Raw genomic sequence first — 21,654 nt, forward strand, 5'->3', positions numbered from 1 at the left:
TTTATCGGAATGAAAGCCCCGCTGCGTCGGGGCTTTTTCTTTTGATCTGGCCGTGAACCCCTATATAGAGCGGCATCTACCCAATGAGGATTCTTTGTCATGTCCGCCTCTGCGCCGATTACGCAAGACGTACACACCATACCGCGTAAATTACCCGAAGGTCCGGTAAACCTTGTGGGGTTGACCCGTGACGCCATGCGCGCGGCGCTGATCGAGGCAGGTACGCCGGAAAAGCAGGCGCGGATGCGGACCGGGCAGATCTGGCAGTGGATCTATCAGTGGGGCGTGCGCGACTTTGATGTGATGACCAATCTGGCAAAGACCTACCGCGCGCAACTGAAAGAGCATTTCGTTATCGACGTGCCGGAGGTCGTCACCCGACAGGTCAGCGACGACGGTACCCGCAAATATCTGGTGCGGATTGCCGGCGGCCACGAGGTCGAGGTTGTCTACATCCCCGAAGAAGGCCGCGGCACGCTGTGCGTGTCCAGTCAGGTGGGTTGCACGCTGACCTGCTCTTTCTGTCACACGGGTACGCAGAAGCTGGTCCGTAATCTCACCGCGGGCGAGATTATCGGTCAGGTGATGGTGGCGCGCGACGATCTGGGCGAATGGCCCGAACCGGGAGCGCCAAAGGACGAAACCCGCCTTTTGTCGAACATTGTGCTCATGGGTATGGGCGAGCCGCTGTATAATTTCGAAAACGTACGCGACGCGATGAAGATCGCGATGGACGAACAGGGCATCCAGTTGTCTCGCCGTCGCATCACGCTGTCCACCTCTGGTGTGGTGCCCGAAATCGAGCGCACCGCCGAAGAAATCGGCTGTCAGCTTGCGGTATCCTTCCATGCCACCACGGATGAGGTGCGCGACAAGCTGGTGCCGATCAACAAGCGCTGGAACATTGATGCGCTGTTGGCTGCGTTGCGGGCTTATCCGCGCGGGCGCAATTCAGAGCGGATCACTTTTGAGTACGTGATGCTCGACGGGATCAATGACAGCGACGAGGACGCGCACCGGCTGATCAAGCTGATCGAGGGCATCCCGGCCAAGATCAATCTGATCCCCTTCAACGAATGGCCCGGCGCGCCCTACAAGCGGTCGTCAAACAACCGCATCCGTGCTTTTGCCAATATCATCTATCAGGCTGGCTATGCGTCGCCCATCCGCACACCGCGGGGCGAAGACATCATGGCGGCCTGCGGGCAGCTTAAATCCGCCACCGAACGCGCGCGCAAGTCGCGCCGGCAGATCGAAGCCGAAGCAGGCGTTTCAGGGCGCTGATGCGTCGCCGCGACTTACTTGTCATTGGCGGCGCGGTTGGTGTGGCGCTGGCTGTTCCACCCATTTTGAGGCGTTTGCCGTCCGAGTTCGAATTCGCGCCGCTCGACGGGTTTGCGGGGTTCCGACGCTTGGATATGGGGGGCGTAACGGGCGGCGGCGACCCTTTCGCCGGCCTTCGACTGCCAGATCAGGCACCGCTTGAAGAAACCCCTATCAGCAACCTGTGCAGCGCCCTATTCGGCCCTGATGCATGGGCACAGGGTGACGTGCCGATTGCGATCTTTAACGACTTTTACTGCCCCTTTTGCCGAACGTTAGAGACTGATTTGCTGGCGCGCGCGGATGCGGACGCATCACTGAGACTAAGCTGGCGTGATATGCCGCTGCTGGGCGAAAGATCGCGGCAAGCGGCGCGGGCGGCACTGGCCGCGCGCTTTGCCGGCAAAGAGCGCGCCGCCCGCGCGTATCTGTGGGACAACGGGTTGAGGCCCGGTCCGTCAGCGGTGGAGCAAATGGCGCAAGTGCTCGCCTTGGATGCGGGCTGGCTGAAACGCGAGATGACCACGCGTCGGGTGTCAGAGGCATTGGCGGGCAGTGTGAACTTGGGGCGGCGGCTGGGCATACCCGGTACACCGGGCACGTTCATTGGTCGCACACTGGTCATCGGCGCCATGCGCGCCGCAGATCTCGACAAGCTGATCGAACTGGAACGTGCAGAAGGGCCTTTGGACTGCGCCGCCTGATCAACGCCCCGGAATCTTGCCGCGGCGCGGCCCGTAGTGCCAGCCTTGGATGATGTCCACGGCCTCTTGGGCGGTATCGACGAACTTGAACAGATTGAGGTCTTCGTCAGAGATCGTGCCGGCATCGGCCAGCACATCCCAGTTCAGAATGCCGTCCCAGAAGGATTTGCCAAAAAGCAGAACCGGTACCGGTTCCATCCGGCCGGTCTGGATCAGCGTGAGCGTCTCGAAAAGCTCGTCCAAGGTGCCAAACCCACCCGGAAAGACGCAGATCGCCTTGGCGCGCATCAGAAAATGCATCTTGCGGATCGCGAAGTAGTGGAAGTTGAAACACAATTCGGGCGTGACGAATTCGTTTGGTGCCTGTTCGTGCGGCAAAACGATGTTCAGGCCGATGGATTTGCCGCCAGCGTCAATGGCCCCGCGGTTGCCCGCCTCCATCACACCGGGGCCGCCGCCGGTGACGATCACATTCTCTGTGCCGCCTTTTTCCATGCTTTTTTCGGTCATCAGGCGCGAGAAGCTGCGCGCCTCTTCGTAAAAGCGCGACAGTTCGGCCAGTGTTTTGGTGCGTGCGGTGTCCTTGTCGGCCGGCCGCGGGATACGCGCACCGCCGAACAGCACAATCGTGCTGTTGATCCCCTGTGCGTCCAGTTCCATTTCCGGCTTTAGCAGTTCCAGTTGCAGCCGGACGGGGCGCAGTTCTTCGCGGCACAGAAAATCAGGATCGGCAAAAGCGAGGCGATACGCGGGCGCACGGGTTTGCGGTGTATCTGGTACTTCGTTGGTGGCTACGCGGTCGTCGTGGGCGCGGCGCAGGGGGTGGCGGCGATTCATACCTGGTCTCCGGGTTACGGGTCTTTGACGGTAGGGGGGCATGTCGCGCGCAAAGATGCAATGGTGCGCTGTCATTTATGCGCGCGCGTTTTACATCTTGTGAACGCATTGCACGGTCCGCGCGGGGCTAGTATAGGCGACCAAACTGTCCAACTTCCGGAGAACCTCTATGTCTAATGCTCAGCTCGAAACCGCGATCGAAGCCGCCTGGGACGCGCGCGACAGCATCACCCCTGCCACCACCGGGGAAACACGCGACGCCATTGAAGAGACACTGGCGGCACTGGATGGCGGCGGGTTGCGCGTTGCAGAGCGTCAGGCAGACGGGCAGTGGCATGTCAACCAGTGGGCCAAGAAAGCAGTCTTGCTTGGGTTCCGGATCAAGGACATGGAAATGCAGTCTGGCGGGCCGCAGGGTTCTGGATGGTGGGACAAGGTAGACAGCAAGTTTTACGGCTGGGATGACGCGGCGTGGAAAGATGCGGGGTTCCGTGCGGTGCCAAACTGCGTTGTGCGCAAATCGGCCTATATCGCACCTGGCGTTGTCTTGATGCCGTCCTTCGTGAATTTGGGTGCCTACGTCGATGAAGGCACGATGGTCGATACATGGGCCACTGTCGGGTCATGCGCACAGATCGGCAAAAACGTGCACCTTTCGGGCGGAGTGGGCATCGGCGGGGTGCTGGAGCCGATGCAGGCAGGCCCCACGATCATCGAGGACAACTGCTTTATCGGAGCGCGGTCCGAGGTCGTTGAAGGGTGTATCGTGCGCGAAGGTTCCGTTTTGGGGATGGGCGTGTTTATCGGCAAGTCCACCAAGATCGTCGACCGCGAAACCGGTGAGGTGATGTACGGCGAAGTTCCGGCAGGATCGGTGGTTGTGGCAGGTTCGATGCCGTCCAAGAACAACGTGAGCCTTTATTGTGCGGTCATCGTCAAGAAGGTCGATGCGCAAACACGCTCTAAAACGTCGATCAACGAGTTGTTGCGCGACTAAATTAACCCGGTGGTAATCTCTGGGGCAGAGATGCCCCAGTATTTCCCGGCTTTGGCCCGAAGCGCGATGAAATACTGCCCCGATGGGCCGGTACTGCGCTGGGTATGCAACATTTCACGGCTCCTTTGTCTTTCAAGATCATGCAGGTTCTGTCCGATCTGCAAAGTGCTGCCGCGACGGGGTTTTCCGGTCTGGCGGCGCGGATCAGCCCAAAACTCAAGTCCAACCTGCGGCGCGTTATCTTTGAGCAGGAGTGCAAGATGACACCCGCCGACGTCAAAGCCCTGCATGCAGAGCTTATGATGGTCGCGTCGATGCCGGATCAGGATCATCCCAGTTTTATGACGGCTACGGTGATCCTTCTGGCGGATCGGCTGCAGTACGGTGCGGGGGAGGATGATCTTTATTGGAACTGGGATGCGTTTCAGGACCGGTACCGCGAAGCGCCATCACCGGTGCGCGCGGCACTGATGAACGGGTTTCGCTGTGCGCATGCGATGCGCCGGGTCAAGCTGGACACGCCGCCGAGCGGGACCGACCTGCGCACCTATGATGAAGAAGACCTCGTGCGTCTGCTCAGGATCATTGCCCGGTCGATGACCGATGAAATGCGCAGCGATGTCTGTGCGCTGGCACCGGAGGAAATTCAGAGCGTGCACAGGGTCGCGCTGGAAAACTGCCTGAAAAGCTCGTGCATCCTGTCTGATTTCGGCGGCTGGTTTCCCAGCGAGGTGGTCGAAAAGGTCTCGCTCGACAGTGAGCACCCCGCCTATGCCGCTTGCACGGCACTGGTGTTGCTGGACGCGATCGCCACAGGCGACAGCAGGGGGCGCATGGCGTTCCGCTACGAAGAACTGGCCAGCGAATATTTTGCCCTGAGCCCCGAGGTGCGGATGCCCACAGTTGCAGGGCTGCGCCATCTGCATGAGATGGAGGGTGAGTGGGAGCCTTACGCGGGCTGGTCGCCGGAGGCCCGGTTTGAAAAAGCGATTGTGATGCCTTTCGCCAAGCCCTAATCAGGGGCATGGCAAAGGAAAAGAAACCATCACGTCAGCAGGTCTACACCCTTGTCGTCCAGATCGGGCGCAAGCAGGGCGACGGGCTGCCCGACAAGGCCACAGGTGCGGGTCTGGTCATCTATGCCAGCGGCGTGGACGAGGCAGAAGCGGTGCGTGAAACGGTTGCCATTCTCAAGCAAGCGGACACCGCGCCGCTGGATGTGACCGGGTATGGCACCCTGCAAGAGCGGCTGGATCAGGGTCACGATATCTCTGACGAAGAGCGCGCATTGATGGATAGGGCGCTTGCGGAAAACGCGGTGATCGTCGCGCAGATGGAGCCGTTTTACGGCACACATTCGCAGGCAGATGCCGACTGATCCGCGCTCAGGCCACCCGCTGCCGCGCCAAATGGATTGCATCAAACCACTTTAACTCTTTGAAAGCCGCGCGACCGTGTTCGGGTAGGGTGTTCCGGTCGATGCCGCGCAAAAGTGTCTGCGCTAGCATGTCGGGTTTGCGTCGTAAACGCCCGATATAGAGACTTTCAACCGCGCATCCGGCGACGATAAGCGCCTCGTGCGCGGGCAGGATCAGCTGGCAATAGTCTGCCGTTGGGCCGCTTGGTTCTTTCAGGCCCGCAAACCCGTTGATCAGGTGGCGTGCAGGAACCAGAACTGCCTCTTCATTGAACAGATACTCGACTTCGGAGCCGTCAATTACCAGCCGTTGTTCCGGTGCCACGATGACATCCGCGCGCAGCCCGAAATAGGGTGCCCGCAACCGCACCGGCGCGAAACTGCCACGCGCAGGGACAATGCGCGACACGCGGTGAAGGACAGGCACCACGTCGCCGCCGCGTGCAATCACCGTGTCGCCGCGTGTCAGGCTGCTGGCGGATTTGAAACCGTCCGGCGTGGCGACCATGGCTTCGGGTGACAGGCTGGGTGCGGGACCAATCGGTTCTACCGTGTCAGACAGGGCCGCAAACACGATGTCGCCGTCGAAACTACTGCCGCTTTTGCCCAGAAGCAGGCTGCGCAACGCTGCAAGTGGCACGGGGCGCACATCGCGGACAGGTCGTGTGCTGATCTGGTGTTCTTCGGGCCGTTCCACCGTGAGCTGCGCCCAGTTTCGCGATGCATCCCATGAGAATGTGATACGCAGCACGTCGGTGCGGGCCGAGACGGCGTGCTGAACCGCAGCATGCGCGATGTGTTCACCGGTGACCTGCACCATGGAAATGCCGCCGCCGGGGATCGCCTGAAACGTCAGGCTGCACTGATCCGGCCAGCCTTGATCAAAGCCCAGCAAGACCTGCGGTCGCCTGTCGGGGGACATGCGCGTTTCGAACATGAGGCTGCCGCGCGTCAGCAAATAGCCGTCGGTGTCGGGATGGCGTCGCGTCTCTTGCCGGTCATGGCCGACGCCACGCAAGGAAAACCGCCGCTCGGACGTGTCTGCCACACCGAGCCAGCTCATACCGCCCTCGCGGTGCCGGAACCTGTCTGCTTGCCTGTCTTCAAGGGCTTTTCGCCTCGTTTTGGTCATTCCAGACTACACGTAAGGGGCATCGGTGTTAAGAGCGCTGGCTGAATTTTGCATGCTCTCTTGCAGCTTTGGCTCAAGCCGGTAGGAATGAGGCGGTATTATGCAAGAAAGAGAACGGTATGACTGGTGAAAACCCTGTGACCCTGACGGCTGATCTTGTGCGTTGCGCGTCGGTAACGCCAGCGGATGAGGGGGCGCTTGATGTGATTGATGCGCGTCTGTCTGCAGCCGGGTTTGCCACAACACGCGTCGATCGCGGTGGCATTTGCAACCTGATTGCGCGTTGGGGCGACAAGGGGCATCCGCGTACGTTCGGATTCAACGGCCATACGGACGTGGTGCCGATCGGTGTCGAAAGCGACTGGTCCATGCCGCCCTTTGGTGCCGAGATCAAAGACGGGGTCATGTACGGGCGGGGCTCCACGGATATGAAATCGGGGGTCGCGGCTTTTGTCGCGGCGGCCATCGATTTTGTCACGCAGACGCCGCCGGATGGTGCGGTTTTGCTGGCCATTACCGGTGATGAAGAGGGCGATGCGCAGGACGGCACGCGCGCCTTGCTGGATTACATGCAGGAAACCGGCGAACGGATGGATGTCTGTCTGGTCGGAGAGCCGACCTGCCCCGACCGCATGGGCGACATGATCAAGATCGGGCGCCGCGGTTCGATGACGGCGTGGTTTACCGTGACGGGTAAGCAGGGGCATTCCGCCTATCCGCACCGCGCGCTCAACCCGCTGCCGGCGCTGGTCCGGCTATTGGACCGGTTGGCAGGTCACGAACTGGATCAGGGCACCGATTACTTCGACCCTTCGACGTTGGCGATTGTGACCATAGACACAGGCAATCCGGCCACGAATGTTATCCCCGCCACAGCGCGGGCCACGGTCAATATCCGGTTCAATGACCAGCATAGCGGCGCCTCTCTTTCAGCGTGGATCAGGGAGGAATTAGCCCGTATAGAGAATGATTTTGGTGTAAAAACCGATGTGAGTATCAAGATATCCGGCGAGAGCTTTCTGACGCCGCCCGGCCCGTTGTCCGAGCTTGTGTCGAAGGCTGTCGAAGCGGAAACCGGCGTGACGCCGGAGCTGAGCACCACTGGCGGTACATCGGATGCGCGGTTCGTAAAGGATCACTGCCCGGTGGTGGAGTTCGGGCTGGTGGGGCAGTCGATGCATCAGGTAGACGAGCATGTGGTGGTCGATCACATCCAGCAGTTAAAGACGATTTACGGGCGTATCCTGAAAGATTATTTCGGGTGAGGCGCACCCTGATTGTCATGGTGAAGGAGCCGCGACCGGGCAGGGTAAAAACGCGGCTTGGCCGGGACATCGGCATGACCACTGCGGCTTGGTGGTTTCGTCACCAGACACGCCGACTGATCGGTCGGCTTGCAGATCCGCGCTGGTGCCTTGTTCTGGCGGTATCGCCCGATCGCGAAGGCATGCTGAGCCGGGTCTGGCCGCGCCCGTTTGCGCGGGTGGCGCAGGGCAAGGGGACTTTGGGTGACCGAATGGCGCGTTTGCTGAAGGCGCAGGTGCCAGGGCCCGTTTGTCTGATTGGTGCGGATATTCCGGGCATTACGCGCGGCCACGTCGCCTCTGGCTTTGCCGCGCTGGGCCGGGCGGATGCGGTGTTTGGTCCTGCGCCCGACGGTGGATACTGGCTGATCGGGGTGGCGCACCCGTCTCGGTTGCCGCCCACGCTTTTTACCGAGGTGCGCTGGTCGACCGAGCACGCGCTGGCCGATACGCGGGCGACGATGCGCGATCTGCGGGTGGCGCTTGTCGAGCCATTACAGGATGTGGACACGGTGGACGATTTGGCGATGACGCGTGCGGGCGCGCGTGATACCTGACGGTCATGACAGGGATACCCACCAAAGAACAGGTGCTCGAGTGGATCGAGCAAAACCCGACGCTGACGGCCAAGCGGGACATTGCCAAGGCCTTTGGCATAAAGGGTGCGGCGCGCATTGATCTCAAACGCTTGCTCAAGGAGCTGGAGGCGGAAGGGCATCTGGAAAAGCGCAAGCGCAGCTATCAGGATCCGGACCGCCTGCCGCCTGTGAGCGTCTTGCAGATCACCGGACCGGACAGTGATGGCGACCTTTTTGCCAAGCCGATGGAATGGCGGGGAACAGGGCAGGAGCCGGTGGTGCTGGTTGTGCCGCGCGCGTCCGATCCGGCATTGGCGGCGGGCGATCGCATTCTGGCACGGTTGACGCTGGTCAAGGGTGAGGCGCACCACTACGAGGCAAGGCTGATCCGGCGGATCGGCACAAATCCGCGTCGGGTTGTGGGCATCTTTCGCAAAACGGATGAGGGCGGGCGAATCCTGCCGATCGATAAAGGCTCTGACAAGGAGTGGCGTGTCGATGCCGGCGCCAGCCATGGCGCGAAAGATGGTGAACTGGTCGAAGCGGAACAGGCCGGTCCGAAGGCGCGTATGGGGCTGCCGCGTGCGCGCATTGTCGATCGTTTGGGCGACCCGTCGGCGCCGCGCGCCGTATCGCTGATCGCTGTGCATCAACATGGGATCCCGGACAGCTTTCCCGATGATGTGATTGCACAGGCCGATGCGGCAAAGCCCGAGGGCCTGAAAGGGCGCGAGGACTTGCGCGATCTGCCGCTTGTGACCATCGACCCGTCTGATGCGCGTGATCACGACGATGCCTGCTATGCGCAGGCTGATGAAGACCCGAAAAACAAAGGGGGCCATGTGCTTTGGGTCGCGATCGCTGACGTCGCGGCCTACGTGACGCCGGGAACGCCGCTTGACCGCGAAGCCCGCAAGCGCGGCAACTCCACTTATTTTCCGGACCGTGTCGTCCCGATGCTGCCGGACCGGTTGTCGGGGGATTTGTGTTCGCTGCACGAAGGGGTGCCGAGGGCCTGTATCGCTGTGCGTATGGTACTGGATGCAGACGGTAACAAGATCGACCACAGCTTTCACCGTGGATTGATGCGGTCGCCTGCTTCGCTGCACTATGAAGAAGTGCAACAGGCCATAGATGGCACACCCAATGATCGCACAGGCCCCTTGTTAGAGCCTGTTTTACGCCCGCTTTACGCTGCCTACGAGGCTTTGAAAGCCGCGCGCGCACGGCGCGAACCGCTCGACCTTGACCTGCCCGAAAGACAGATCGTGCTGGATGAAGACGGCACCGTGACCTCGGTGCAATTCAAAGAGCGGCTTGATGCGCACAGGCTTATCGAAGAGTTTATGGTGCTGGCAAATGTGGCGGCTGCCGAGACCCTGATCGCGAAGCGCTTGCCGCTGTTGTTTCGCAATCATGAAGAGCCAAGCCCCGAAAAGCTGGACGCGCTGCGCGAAACCGTGCGGGCCAGCGGTTTCAACCTTGCCAAGGGGCAGGTGCTGAAAACAGCCCATCTGAACCGCTTGCTCGACGCCGCTGCCGGCACTGACGAGGCAGAACTTATCAATATGTCGACCTTGCGGTCGATGACACAGGCCTACTATGGGCCGATCAACCTTGGCCATTTCGGTCTGGCGCTGGGCAAATACGCGCATTTCACCTCGCCGATCCGCCGGTACGCCGATTTGATTGTGCATCGGGCGCTCATCGCGGCGCACGGGTGGGGGCAGGACGGTTTGCGGCCAGAGGACTACGACGCACTGGATGAGATTGGCACGCATATTTCGGAAACCGAACGGCGCTCTATGATTGCCGAGCGCGACACGAATGACCGTTACCTTGCTGCCTATCTGAGTGAGCGGGTGGGCTCTGAGTTTGAAGGGCATATCAGCGGGATCGCGCGCTTTGGTATCTTTGTGCGTCTGGACGACTCCGGTGCCGACGGGCTGGTGCCGATGTCTGCAGTTGGCAACGAGTATTTCCATTTCGATGCAGAGGCGAACACGCTCATGGGCGCCGACAGCGGGCGTATCATCAGCCTGGGTCAGCGTGCGACGGTTCGTCTGGCCGAAGCGTCGCCGGTTACCGGCGGTATCGCGCTGGAGTTGCTGGCTTTGGACGGCAAGGCCGTTGCGCAGGGGCGCCGCTCGCCCGCGGGGCGCACGCCCCGCAAGCGCGGGGTCAAGGCGAAACGCAAGGCCGACAAGGCGAAACGCAAAGTGCGCCGCGCCCGCCGTTAACTGCTGCCGGACAGGGATGCATCGACGCGCGCCACGTAGGCGGTCAACACGTCATTCTCGCGCACAAGGTCTTGCAGCGGCGTTTTTCCCGGTGTGGCAAGTATTGCCGCAAGCATTGGCGCCACAGATGTGTCGGCAGCCGTTGGTTGGGCCCCGAAAAGGAATGGGCCCTGCCAAAGCCGCGTCGTGATGGCTTCCAAATCAGGCTCTATACGGGCTAAACGGTCGTGTTTTGTCAGCCGCCCAATGCCTTGTGTCTTGAGGCCGGACAGAACCTGTTGCCGCAGGCGGCCAGCGATCAAACCGCGCAGGGGTTTTGGGATTGTGCTGAAATAGGTCTCTCTGATCTCGGGCCAGATGGTGTTGTCTTCCCAGCGGTCCAGCACGATATGAAAGTAGAGATGCTCTTCGGCCATTCTGATAAATGCCCGCCCGTTGGCGCGATCGAGATCGGACAGCCCTTTTTCAAAGCACGCGCCTGCCTGTTCGAGATATGCGCGGATCGCGTCGCTGTCCGCGATGATCTGGCCAGTTTCTGTCCGGATGGCAGGCAGTTTGCCAAAGGGCATCTTGCGCGGATCAACCATGTCTTCGCGTTGCCAGTCGATGCCCGACATTCGCAAAAGATAGGCGGCCTTGACGCAGAAGGGACTGGAGGAGAACAGGCCAAAGGCCTGCGGGTAAGTCAGTAGCGTGATCATCGGGCTTTCCTTGGCACAATCTGACGGAAGGGCTATCATCCCCTACTGACAATTTCTGGCAAGAGGTGTGCTAGACTGGACGCATGACAAGAACCCAACGCCTGTTTCAAATGATGCAAACCTTGCGACGCATGTCACCACCGGTGACGGCGCAATCGATTGCGGAAGAAATGGAAATTTCGGCGCGCACGGTCTACCGGGATATTGACACCCTGCGCAGCCTTGGCGCGGTTATCGATGGTGAGGCGGGGTTTGGCTACACACTGATCGAAGATGCGTCTCTGCCGCCCCTCGGATTTGAGGACGATGAACTCGAAGCCTTGGTTCTGGGTCTGCGGGATGTCATGCAGATCGGTGATCCGGCGCTGGTCAAAGCGGCAGGAGCGGCACTGGCCAAGATCAAGGCGCGGGTGCCGCCAACACAGGCCCACCGGTTGCAGCATGCTGTGTTGGATGTGCGCCGTTTCGGAAGCTTGCCGGAGATTACCGTAGATGTGGCTAGGTTGCGGGCGGCGACTTGGGATGAGGTGAGCGTGGCCTTTGACTACTGCGACGCTACGGGCGCAATGACGTCCCGACAGGTGGATCCGCTGGGGCTGGTGTATATGGACCGAAGCAACGTTCTGCTGGCCCGGTGCCACCTGCGAGAGGACTATCGCATCTTTCGGCTCGACCGGATGTCAAACCTTGAAACAACGGGGCAGAGCTTTCGACCGCGTCGCGTGGCAATGCTGCGCGAACACATCGAGCGCATACGCGCTGAAATTCGCCTACACACGAGCGAAAGTGATCGAAATGGCTAGAGAGATTTCTTTCGTGCAGGCGGCAGACGCGCTACACTGGGGCCAATAAATAAAAAATAAAGCAGCAGGAACTCAACATGAAACACGCGATCATTGGCGCAAGCCTTTTGACCGTGGCCCTCAGTGCGCAGGGGGCCGCATCACAAAGTATCAATACCTCGCCCCGACCGGTCAGCAGGCCGGATATTCCCGTTGTTGTACCTGTAGCGGCTCAGGTGGCGGCGGTCGACTCGGCCGTGCGCCCCAAGCTTCGGTCTTCGACCATCACCGGGCAGGCACAGCCGGTTGTGCAGCCAGCTGCCGCCAACCCCGGTTTTGACCGCTGGATTGACGGTTTCAAGCGCCGCGCGCGTGCGCAGGGCATCAGCGACCGCACGCTGAACGCGGCTTTCCGCAATGTCAGCTTTGATCCCGATGTCATCAAACGGGACCGGAACCAGTCTGAGTTTACCAAGACGATCTGGCAGTACCTCGACAGTGCCGCCTCGGACACGCGTATTGCGAACGGCAAGGCTGCGCTGCGAGAGCATAGCCGCACATTGGAAGCGATCGAAAAGCGTTACGGTGTTGAAAAAGAGGTGGTTGTGGCCGTCTGGGGGCTGGAAAGCGCATACGGGCAGTATCGCGGCTCTAATGACATTGTCCGGTCACTGGCAACGCTTGCTTACGACGGGCGACGCGGCGCCTTTTTCGAAGAGCAGTTGATCGCCGCGCTCAAGATTGTGCAAAACGGCGACACCAGCCCGCGGAACATGACGGGTAGCTGGGCAGGTGCCATGGGGCATACCCAGTTTATCCCCACATCCTATCTCGCCTTTGCGGTCGATTTCGACGGAGACGGGCGGCGCGATATCTGGGCCGAGGATCCTACGGATGCTCTGGCGTCGACGGCGGCGTATCTCAAGCGGTCTGGCTGGAAAAAGGGCCAACCTTGGGGGGTAGAGGTCAAACTGCCGCGTGGCTTTGATTACACGCAGGCGAATCGCAAGATCAAAAAATCACCGGGTGCCTGGGCCAACGCGGGTGTTGTCGGCACAAACGGGCGCGCCGTGCCAAACTATGGCCGTGCGTCCATCCTGTTGCCGGCGGGCGCACAGGGTGCTGCGTTTATGATCTTTGACAACTTTCGCGCCATTGAGCGGTACAACGCTGCGGATGCTTATGTGATTGGCGTCGGCCACCTGAGTGACCGGATCAAAGGCGGGTCTGCCATTCAGGCCAGTTGGCCCGAAGGCGACAGGGCGCTGAAGTTTGCGGAGCGCAAGGAATTGCAGCAAAGGCTGACCAACGCCGGGTTCAGCACCAAGGGTGTGGATGGGCGCATCGGGCCCAACACGATCAACGCGGTAAGGCGGTACCAGCGTTCGCAGGGTCTGATACCCGACGGGTATGCGTCCCTCGCGCTATTGCAGCGGCTGAGATAAAAGAAAAAAGCCCCGGCGCATCGCTCCGGGGCTTTTTTGTGGCTTTGTCAAAAACAGCAGGTCAGCCCGGTGACATGCCGCGCAACCTTTCTGACCGGCGGCGCAACAGTTCCACGACCGTGAGCAGCGCAATCGAAATAATGACGAGGATCGTGGCCACCGCCAGAATGGTCGGGCTGATCTGTTCGCGCAGGCCGGTGAACATCTGCCAGGGCAGGGTTTTTTGACCCGCCGAGCCAACGAAGAGCACAACGACCACTTCATCGAACGAGGTAATAAAGGCAAAGAGCCCGCCGGAAATCACCCCGGGCAGGATCAGCGGCATTTGCACCCGAAAGAACGTGGTGACGGGGTTTGCCCCCATATTGGCCGCGGCACGGGTCAGCGAATTGTCGAAGCCCACCAGTGTCGCCGTCACGGTGATGATGACGAAGGGAATACCAAGTGCGGCGTGGGCCAGCACAACCCCCCAGTACGTGCCCTGTAGCCCGATACGGCTATAGAAGAAATACATGCCCGCCGCCGAAATGATCAGTGGTACAATCATCGGTGAGATCAGGATCGCCATGATCGCGCGGCGCGCCGGCACGTGCGGCTGGCTCAGACCGATGGCCGCCAGTGTCCCGAAGCCCACCGATAGCAGCGTGGCAATCGGCGCGATCTTGACCGAGTTTGCCAGTGCGCCCTGCCAATCGGAATTGGTAAAGAAGTCTTCGTAGTGTTTGAGCGAATACCCCTCAGGGTCAAACCGCAGCATCTCGGGCGTGAAGGTAAAGAAGTCTTCCGCGTTGAAGCTCAATGGCATGACGACAATGATCGGGGTGATGAGAAACACCAAAATAGCACCGCAGATCACGCGGAAGGTGTAGTGCCACAGCACCTGCCCCGGGGTCAGGTAAGGCACAAGGTGCTCTCGATAGCGCGATTCGTAGAGCCAAAAGCTGAGCCAGCCGAAAAACCAGCCAAAGAGTGCGCCAATGATGCCTGCAGGCAGGCCACCCATTGCGAAGCCGACGATGCCCAATACGGCAACGAGCCCCCAGCGCCCGGCGTTCTCCTGCTTGATCACTTTGGTCAGCAGGAAAGCCGCTGCGGCCATGAGGACAGCCCCCAGAACGACGCCGAGAAAGGCGCTGCCCTGAGCGGTGCCGACAAACAGCCCCGCGAGGGCACCGAATGCTGCAACAACTGCGACGTAAAAGGATGGTTCAGTACGTTCTACCGGTGTCAGTGCTGCCATGATCTCACCCTCCCAGTTTCACGTTGTCGATGCCGACGATCTTGTCGTAGGCCCAGTAGAGGCCAAGAACAACCGCGAGCAATATGGTACCCAGTGCCGCCGCAAGCCCCCAGTTGAGAGAGCTGGAAATGTGATAGGCGATCCGGTTGGAGATGAAGGTACCGGTGGTACCGCCCACGATTTCCGGCGTGATGTAGTAGCCAATCGCGAGGATGAACACGAGGATCGACCCCGCACCGATGCCAGGCACAGACTGCGGAAAGTAGACCCGCCAGAAGGCTGTCCAGTTCGTTGCCCCCAGTGACTTTGCCGCGCGCAGATAGCTGGGCGGTATCGTCTTCATCACCGAATAAAGCGGCAGGATCATGAACGGCAGCAGAATATGTGTCATCGCAATGATCGTGCCTGTCTGGTTGTTGATCAGCGCCAATCGACTATCGTCAGCCACGATCCCAAGCCAGACAAGCGTGTCGTTCACCACGCCTTGTTGCTGCAACATTACCTTCCATGCGGATGTCCGAACGAGCAGGGACGTCCAGAAGGGTAAAAGCACGAGGATCATCAGCAGGTTTGCCGTACGTGCCGGCAGGTTGGCCAGTATCCACGCAACCGGGTAGCCAAGCAGAATACAGCTGCAAGTAATGACCATCGACATGAACATCGTCCGGATAAAGAGCTTGATGTAAATCTGCTCGTTCTCGGGGCGCATCTCGGCGCCGTCGCTGCCCTTTTTCATATCGACAGCATTGAGGAAGTATCCCGACGTGAATTCAGGGCTGTAAATCTGGATCGTGCGCCAGACATCATTGTCGAGCCAGTCTTCGTCGATATCCTCAAAGGCGGCTATGAAGTCCACGACCTCGAAATCAGCAACGGCGGTTGCGGCTTGCTGCAACTCGGCGGAACCCGGACCGGAGTAAGCAGCGACATCGGCGCTGTTCGTCAGGTCTTCGTACAGGGCGGAGTAGACAATCGCCCATGGGTCTTCGCCGTAAAGGGCGTCCTCTTCATCGATTTGCGTGAAGTCGGCAAAGGCCTGATAGGTGGCGGCCGTTTCAGGCAGCAAATCTTCAATCCCGTCGCGAAGCTCAAAAGCGGGCTGCGGTGTGTCGGATTTGTCGTCCCATCCGCTTGCGGCTGTGAGCCACGCGTCAGAGCCCATCAACTGGTTCCAGTTTTCGCCCTCTTTCCAATACGCGTTCAGATCTTCGAATTGGTCCTGATACTCTTCGCCCATGTCTTCGACCTTGCGGCCGGATTTGCGGAAAAGAGAGGATACGCCCGTCAACTCGTAATTCAGCCGCGACCCAAGACGCGTGTGCAACTTGCGTTCAGTTGCGAAAAACACGTCCTTGTATAGCGCCTCGAAAACCGGAGCGGGAGGAATATCGCTACTGTCAGCATCCCAAGAAGCCAGTTCCGTTGTCGTCCGTGGCAACGTATCGGACACGATCTGGTTTTCGATCGAGCGGAACAACATGTCCGCGATCGGGGCAATAAAGGTAACCAGCACAAAGATCAGCAAAGGCGCGATCAGCATGAGTGCGCGCAGCTTTTGGCGGCGCAGGGCGCGGTTCAGGCTGCGTTTCAGCGGTGTGCCATCCGCTGCGAGCATGGGGCCGTCTTTCGCCCGGTCTGCGTCGCGCAAAGTATTGTCGGCGGTGGCACCTGTGACCTGATCTGGTCCGGTGGCGGTTTGATCGGCCATCTATGCGCCCTCCACAACGATAATCGTACTGTCTGCGTTCCGGCGCCTGATTTCGGCTACCTCTTGATATTCGGGATCATCATAGGCGGCCAGTGCCGCATCATACGAGGGGAATTCGATGACGACATGACGCTCAAAGCTGTCGCCTTCCATCAACTGGCTTTGTCCGCCACGGATGATGAATTTGGCGCCCATCGCCTGCAGGATTGGTGTGTCACGCTCGACGTATTCCTTGTAGGCGTCCGGGTTTTTCACCGTTACGTGCGCGATGATGTAGCCTTTTGGCATCTGTGGTCCCCCTGTCTTTTTGGTGGGAAGGGGCAGCGCGCTGCCCCTTCCTGTATCAGTCCCTAAGCGGGCTTATTGTGCCAGCCACGCCTGGAATTTGGCGTCGATGTCATCGCGATAGTCCGCCCAGAACTCGTAGTTGTAGAGGAACGTGTTTTTCGCGTTGTCAGGATCGGTTGGCATGTGTGGCGCCATGTCGATACCCAGTTCAGCGTGAGTGGATACCAATGGTGCCGAAGATGCACGTGCTGGGCCGTAGCTGATGTACTTGGCCTGATCCGCGAGACGTTGTGTGTCTGTCGCGAAGTAGATGTAGTCTAGCGCGCGGGCTTTACGCTCGTCGCTCAGACCTGATGGGATGATCCAGCCGTCAAGGTCGAACACCTGCGCGTCCCACAGCATGGCAACGGGCTGGTTCTGCTCTTCGATGACAGAGAACAGGCGGCCGTTATAGGTGGAACCCATGACGATTTCGCCGTCCGCCAGCAACTGTGGTGTGTCCGCACCGGCAGACCACCAGATCACGTCGTCCTTGATGGTTTCCAGTTTGTCCAGCGCCTGCTGCTGACCTTCTTCTGTTTCCAGAACGTCATACACGTCGTCTTTGGCAACGCCGTCGCACAGCAGTGCCCATTCCATGTTGTTGATCGGACGCTTTTCCAGCGCGCGCTTGCCTGGATATGCATCTGTGTCGAACACGGCGCAAACAGAAGTCGGCGGGGTGTCACCGACCATGTCGGTGCGATAGCCGAATGTTGTGGAGTAGACGATCTGCGGGATGAAGCAGTCGGAGACCAGCAGATCACCGAAGTCGTCTTCGGCAGATGTGCCGTCAGGTGCTGCTGCCAGATGCTCGTCCGGATCGATTTCCATGGCAAGACCTTCGTCGCACAGACGGATCGCGTCCGCGGCAACGACGTCAACCACGTCCCATGTCACGTTGCCCGCTTCGTTCATGGCGCGCAATTTTGCCACGGCTTCGGCGGAGCTTTCATCGTTGATGATGTTGACGCCTGTCTTTTCCATATATGGATTGTGATAGGCCTGCTGCTGCGAATTGGAGTAGGCACCGCCCCAGCTTACGATCGTCATCTCGCTTGCCATGTGGCCGTCAGCATATGCCACCCCGGCTGCAACTGTCAGTGCAGTTGATGCCAAAAGCGTTTTGGTCAGTTTCATTGTAGTCTCCCAATTATACACCCGTTTTGCTGTCACAGAAGGTCGGCAACGGGCTTGACCAACCATCTTGCATGTACGCCTCCCTCGAGAGGAAACGACAATCTCGTACGGACTGCCTACGCGTCGAGTGCGCGGCAATCCTCCGGCAACCAGCCGATTTCGATGGTTTGCCCGGGTTGCAGGCGCTCCACGTCCGGTGCGTTGCGCGTTTTGATGACGAATTCATTGGTGCCTGCCACTTTCAGCCGTGTGCGGAAAATGTCGCCCATGTAGATGAATTCGAGTACCTCGGCCTTGAGCGTATGCGCGTCCGGGCTGAGGCGATCCTTGTTGTATTCGACCCTTTCCGGGCGGATCGACACGCGTGTGCGATCCCCGACCGCGCTCACGTTGACCGGCTTGGCGTCGATGATTTCGCCGCCGTCAATCTCGATTGTGCAGCGACCACCGCTGATCTCTTTCACCACCCCTTCGAGGGTGTTGTTCTCGCCAATGAACTGCGCAACGAAGCTGTTTTCCGGCTCTTCGTACAGTTTGTCGGGCGGCGCGAGCTGCTGGATGCGGCCGTCGTCGAAAACCGCCACACGGTCGGACATTGTTAGCGCCTCTGTCTGATCGTGGGTCACGTATACGGTCGTGATCCCCAGATCATGTGCCAGATTGGTGATTTCGAATTGCAGCGTCTCGCGCAATTGTTTGTCCAGCGCGCCCAATGGCTCGTCCATCAGCACCAGTTCGGGTTCGAACACGAGTGCGCGAGCCAAGGCGATCCGCTGTTGTTGCCCGCCAGACATCTGCGCCGGCCGGCGTCCACCGAATGCGCCCATCTGGACCATATCGAGCGCGCGTTTCACTTTTTCCTCGCGCGCCGACTTGCCCATCTTGCGTACCTCCAGAGGGAACGAAAGATTTTCCGCGACTGTCATATGCGGGAACAGGGCGTAGTTCTGGAACACCATGCCAATGCCGCGTTTGTGCGGCGGGATGTTGTTGATCGATTGCCCGTCCAGACGGATATCGCCGTGAGTCGCCGTCTCGAAGCCGGCAAGCATCATCAGGCAGGTCGTCTTTCCGGAGCCTGAAGGGCCAAGCATCGTCAGAAACTCGCCTTTTGGCATGAAAAGGTTCAAGTCCTTCACGACGAGATTTTCACCGTCGTAACTTTTCTGAACCCGGTCGAACTCTACAAACGCGTCGGCGTTGTTCTCTTCGGCCACGTATCGCTCCCCAGTATTGTGCATGCACATTCGTGCTTATTTCGGCGTCAACTAAACCAGACAGGTAGGCAGATAGGCAAGCAGTTAACGCATCTGTACCGCGCAATGGGCCTGATTTGGGCAAAATGACTGAAATGAGCGCAAACACCGCAAAAAAATGCGGTGATACCAATTGGATTAGGTCAAATTGCCGACAAGTCTTGTCACCAAAACCGAAATAATTTCGCAGATTTGGGCATTTAGCGAATCCTCACGAGGCCGCTTTGAGGAGTCCTTGCTCTTTTGCCTGAGTGTAAGTTTCGTCCAACGCTTTACGGGCACGGGCCGCAAAAACATCAAGCTCGTCCTTCGAGATGATCAAGGGCGGCGAGATGATCATGCGGTCACCGACGTGCCGCATCACAAGGTTATTGGCAAAGCAGCGTTCCCGACACATGAAGCCGATAGTGCCGCCCTCAGCGGCAAATTTCGCGCGGCTTTCTTTGTGCGGCGTCAGCGGAAGAGACGCCATCATGCCTTTGATGTTCACGTCCCCCACAAGCGGATGGTCGCGTAAATCTTCGAGCACGGCGTTAAGCGCCGGTGCCGCCGTCGTGCGGACATGCTCCAGTATGTTTTCTTCCTGAAGTATCCGAAGATTTTCCATCGCCACGGCGGCAGCCACCGGATGGCCGGAGTAGGTATAGCCGTGGTTGAACTCTGTCGCGCCGATCACTTGTGCAACCTCGTCACAAACGATCGATCCGCCGATCGGCTGATATCCGGACGACAGGCCCTTGGCGATCGTCATGATGTGCGGGCGGATCTGCAACGTCTGGCTGCCGAACCAGTTGCCGGTACGACCAAAGCCGCAGATAACCTCGTCTGCGATCAGCAGGATTTCATACGCATCGCAGATACGTTGAATTTCTGGCCAGTAGCTGTCGGGCGCCACTACGACACCACCCGCACCCTGCACCGGTTCTGCTATGAAAGCGGCGACGTTTTCCTCGCCGAGCTCGAGGATTTTAGCCTCAAGCTCGCGTGCGCGGGCGAGGCCGAATTCTTCGGGGGTCATTTCACCACCTTCGGACCACCAGTCGGGCTGGCCGATATGATGGATTCCGGGGATCGGCATGCCGCCTTGCTCGTGCATATAGGTCATGCCACCCAAGCTGCCCGAACCGACGGAAGATCCGTGATAGGCGTTTTTGCGGCTGATGATATGCGACTTTGTGGGCTTACCCTTTTCCGCCCAGTAGGTGCGGACCATCCGAATGTTCGTATCATTTGCCTCAGAGCCGGAGCCGGCGAAGAAGACATGATTGAGATCACCGGGTGCGAGCTTGGCGATTTCTTGGGCCAGTGCGATCGCCGGAACATGCGTCGTCATGAAGAATGTGTTGTAATAGGGCAGTTCCTGCATCTGGCGTGCGGCGACTTCGGCCATCTCGGAACGGCCATAGCCGATATTCACGCACCACAGCCCGGCCATAGCGTCGAGGATTTCGTTGCCTTCGCTGTCGGTCAGATACACCCCTTTTGCACGGGTAATGACACGGGCGCCCTTGGCCTCCAGCGCGTCATTCGTTGTAAAGGGATGCATGTGGTGGGCGGCATCCAGTGCTTGCAATTCGGACGTTGGCATGTGGTTCGTAATCGCGGTCATCGGACACCTGATCATTTAGAGTGAATCGCTGGGCTGCAGCTGTCTCAGAATATGATCAAAAAATGGGGTGTCAATCGAATCGCTGGCGCGCACCGGTTGCGGTCAGCGCCTCTTTGATCTGCATCATGCCCTGATGAACATCCTCTGCCATGGCCTGCGCCGCATCTTCTGCGTTGCCCGCAGCCAACGCATTGAGCAGATCGTGGTGTTTGTCCGGAAGGTTCATCGTGCCATACCGCCCGCAGACGACGCGAAGTGCCGGCCCGAATCGCAGCCAAAGCCGATCTACGGTCGCTTTCAGGATCGGGGCGCGGGCCGCATCATACAGCCGCGTATGAAAGCTGTGATTGAACATCAGGTAGTCGTGGATATTGCCGTCGGCTATCGCTTGGTTTAGCTGGTCATCCAACGTGTTCAGCGTCTCTAACAGCGCTTTGTCGACATGTGGAGATGCCCGGCGCGTCAACTCAGGCTCGATGGATTTTCTCATGAAATCAAGTTGTTCTATGTCTTCGAGCGTCATGTTCGGCACAATGACGCGACGGTTTCCCATCATGCTGAGTGCACCGCTTGAGATCAGCCGTCGGATCGCTTCACGCACGGGCGTGATGCCAGCGTCAAGTTCCTCGGTCAGCCCTTGAATCGTAACGGCCTGACCGGGCGCAAGCTCTCCGAACAGCACCTTGTCGCGCAAGGTTTCATAAACCGACTGGTGCGCGGGGCGTTTTGGTGACCCGGCAGCATCGCGGTTTGATGTTTTTTTGAGCACTTCAGTCAATGTATTTTCCCATTAAATCAAACGCTGAGCACCTTACTTGCACAGCGTCGTGATGCGTGGAAGCATAAATCATCTTGCCAAGAAGGGCAAAAATTGATCAAATTCATCCAAACCGGGACAAACCCGGCTCACCAAG

Annotated in this window: 20 protein-coding genes; 10 read left to right on the forward strand and 10 right to left on the reverse strand. The window is 59.2% G+C overall.

What is annotated here, in order from left to right:
* Positions 1-99: 99 nt before the first annotated feature.
* Together rlmN and AC2D8V_RS00230 are read left to right on the forward strand one after the other, a co-directional pair.
* Complete coding sequence (gene rlmN / locus AC2D8V_RS00225) at positions 100-1,284, forward strand: dual-specificity RNA methyltransferase RlmN (RefSeq protein WP_484731495.1); 1,185 nt, start codon at positions 100-102, stop codon at positions 1,282-1,284.
* Positions 1,284-2,027, forward strand: a complete 744-nt coding sequence (locus AC2D8V_RS00230) for a DsbA family protein (RefSeq protein WP_484731496.1) — start codon at positions 1,284-1,286, stop codon at positions 2,025-2,027. The genes rlmN and AC2D8V_RS00230 overlap by 1 nt, the downstream gene beginning before the upstream one ends.
* Here the strand turns inward: AC2D8V_RS00230 and AC2D8V_RS00235 are convergent, their stop codons facing one another.
* Entirely contained in the window at positions 2,028-2,864 is an 837-nt protein-coding gene (locus AC2D8V_RS00235; protein WP_484731497.1) for an LOG family protein, read from the reverse strand.
* Positions 2,865-3,033: 169 nt separating this feature from the next.
* Between AC2D8V_RS00235 and dapD the strand changes: the two genes are divergently transcribed.
* The 3 genes from dapD to AC2D8V_RS00250 all read left to right on the forward strand — a co-directional run bounded on the left by dapD (position 3,034) and on the right by AC2D8V_RS00250 (position 5,239).
* The gene (dapD, locus tag AC2D8V_RS00240) at positions 3,034-3,861 is read left to right on the forward strand and encodes a 2,3,4,5-tetrahydropyridine-2,6-dicarboxylate N-succinyltransferase (RefSeq protein ID WP_484731498.1); all 828 of its coding nucleotides are present in this window, start codon (positions 3,034-3,036) and stop codon (positions 3,859-3,861) included.
* 104 nt (positions 3,862-3,965) lie between these two features.
* A complete protein-coding gene (locus AC2D8V_RS00245) occupies positions 3,966-4,877 on the forward strand; it encodes a hypothetical protein (protein ID WP_484731499.1) in 912 nt (303 codons plus the stop codon).
* 8 nt (positions 4,878-4,885) lie between these two features.
* Positions 4,886-5,239, forward strand: a complete 354-nt coding sequence (locus AC2D8V_RS00250; RefSeq protein WP_484731500.1) for a hypothetical protein — start codon at positions 4,886-4,888, stop codon at positions 5,237-5,239.
* Between the two features lie 7 nt (positions 5,240-5,246).
* Here AC2D8V_RS00250 and AC2D8V_RS00255 read toward each other — a convergent pair whose 3' ends face one another.
* On the reverse strand, positions 5,247-6,341 hold the full coding sequence (locus tag AC2D8V_RS00255) for a Hint domain-containing protein (protein WP_484731501.1): 1,095 nt from the start codon (positions 6,339-6,341) through the stop codon (positions 5,247-5,249).
* A gap of 188 nt (positions 6,342-6,529) precedes the next feature.
* Between AC2D8V_RS00255 and dapE the strand changes: the two genes are divergently transcribed.
* Genes dapE through rnr form a run of 3 tightly spaced genes read left to right on the forward strand, consistent with a single transcriptional unit; the run spans position 6,530 to position 10,532 of the window.
* Positions 6,530-7,675 carry a succinyl-diaminopimelate desuccinylase gene (dapE, locus tag AC2D8V_RS00260; protein ID WP_484731502.1) on the forward strand — a complete coding sequence of 382 codons (1,146 nt, stop codon included), beginning with the start codon at positions 6,530-6,532 and terminating at the stop codon, positions 7,673-7,675.
* The gene (locus tag AC2D8V_RS00265; protein WP_484731503.1) at positions 7,672-8,271 is read left to right on the forward strand and encodes a TIGR04282 family arsenosugar biosynthesis glycosyltransferase; all 600 of its coding nucleotides are present in this window, start codon (positions 7,672-7,674) and stop codon (positions 8,269-8,271) included. Before dapE ends, AC2D8V_RS00265 begins: the two co-directional genes overlap by 4 nt.
* Positions 8,272-8,276: 5 nt before the next feature.
* Positions 8,277-10,532, forward strand: a complete 2,256-nt coding sequence (gene rnr / locus AC2D8V_RS00270) for a ribonuclease R (protein ID WP_484731504.1) — start codon at positions 8,277-8,279, stop codon at positions 10,530-10,532.
* On the opposite strand, the gene AC2D8V_RS00275 is transcribed toward rnr, so the two are convergent.
* Entirely contained in the window at positions 10,529-11,233 is a 705-nt protein-coding gene (locus tag AC2D8V_RS00275) for a glutathione S-transferase family protein (protein WP_484731505.1), read from the reverse strand. The genes rnr and AC2D8V_RS00275 overlap by 4 nt on opposite strands.
* A gap of 83 nt (positions 11,234-11,316) precedes the next feature.
* Here AC2D8V_RS00275 and AC2D8V_RS00280 point away from each other — a divergent pair, with 83 nt between their 5' ends.
* Together AC2D8V_RS00280 and AC2D8V_RS00285 are read left to right on the forward strand one after the other, a co-directional pair.
* On the forward strand, positions 11,317-12,036 hold the full coding sequence (locus AC2D8V_RS00280) for a helix-turn-helix transcriptional regulator (RefSeq protein WP_484731506.1): 720 nt from the start codon (positions 11,317-11,319) through the stop codon (positions 12,034-12,036).
* A 77-nt stretch (positions 12,037-12,113) separates the two neighbouring features.
* Positions 12,114-13,460: a lytic murein transglycosylase gene (locus AC2D8V_RS00285; RefSeq protein WP_484731507.1), complete on the forward strand. Its 1,347-nt coding sequence runs from the start codon at positions 12,114-12,116 to the stop codon at positions 13,458-13,460.
* A 61-nt stretch (positions 13,461-13,521) separates the two neighbouring features.
* Here AC2D8V_RS00285 and AC2D8V_RS00290 read toward each other — a convergent pair whose 3' ends face one another.
* The 7 genes from AC2D8V_RS00290 to AC2D8V_RS00320 all read right to left on the reverse strand — a co-directional run bounded on the left by AC2D8V_RS00290 (position 13,522) and on the right by AC2D8V_RS00320 (position 21,509).
* Positions 13,522-14,700, reverse strand: a complete 1,179-nt coding sequence (locus AC2D8V_RS00290) for an ABC transporter permease (RefSeq protein ID WP_484731508.1) — start codon at positions 14,698-14,700, stop codon at positions 13,522-13,524.
* 4 nt (positions 14,701-14,704) lie between these two features.
* Entirely contained in the window at positions 14,705-16,408 is a 1,704-nt protein-coding gene (locus AC2D8V_RS00295; protein ID WP_484731509.1) for an ABC transporter permease, read from the reverse strand.
* Positions 16,409-16,696: a DUF1330 domain-containing protein gene (locus AC2D8V_RS00300; RefSeq protein ID WP_484731510.1), complete on the reverse strand. Its 288-nt coding sequence runs from the start codon at positions 16,694-16,696 to the stop codon at positions 16,409-16,411. It lies immediately after the preceding gene.
* Positions 16,697-16,768: 72 nt separating this feature from the next.
* Positions 16,769-17,875, reverse strand: coding sequence for an extracellular solute-binding protein (locus tag AC2D8V_RS00305; protein ID WP_484731511.1), 1,107 nt, complete (start codon positions 17,873-17,875; stop codon positions 16,769-16,771).
* Between the two features lie 116 nt (positions 17,876-17,991).
* Positions 17,992-19,116, reverse strand: a complete 1,125-nt coding sequence (locus AC2D8V_RS00310; RefSeq protein ID WP_484731512.1) for an ABC transporter ATP-binding protein — start codon at positions 19,114-19,116, stop codon at positions 17,992-17,994.
* A 226-nt stretch (positions 19,117-19,342) separates the two neighbouring features.
* Complete coding sequence (locus tag AC2D8V_RS00315) at positions 19,343-20,740, reverse strand: aspartate aminotransferase family protein (protein ID WP_484731513.1); 1,398 nt, start codon at positions 20,738-20,740, stop codon at positions 19,343-19,345.
* A gap of 70 nt (positions 20,741-20,810) precedes the next feature.
* The gene (locus tag AC2D8V_RS00320) at positions 20,811-21,509 is read right to left on the reverse strand and encodes a GntR family transcriptional regulator (RefSeq protein WP_484731514.1); all 699 of its coding nucleotides are present in this window, start codon (positions 21,507-21,509) and stop codon (positions 20,811-20,813) included.
* Positions 21,510-21,654 lie beyond the last annotated feature (145 nt).

This window comes from Roseobacter sp. YIN89 (assembly GCF_057219365.1).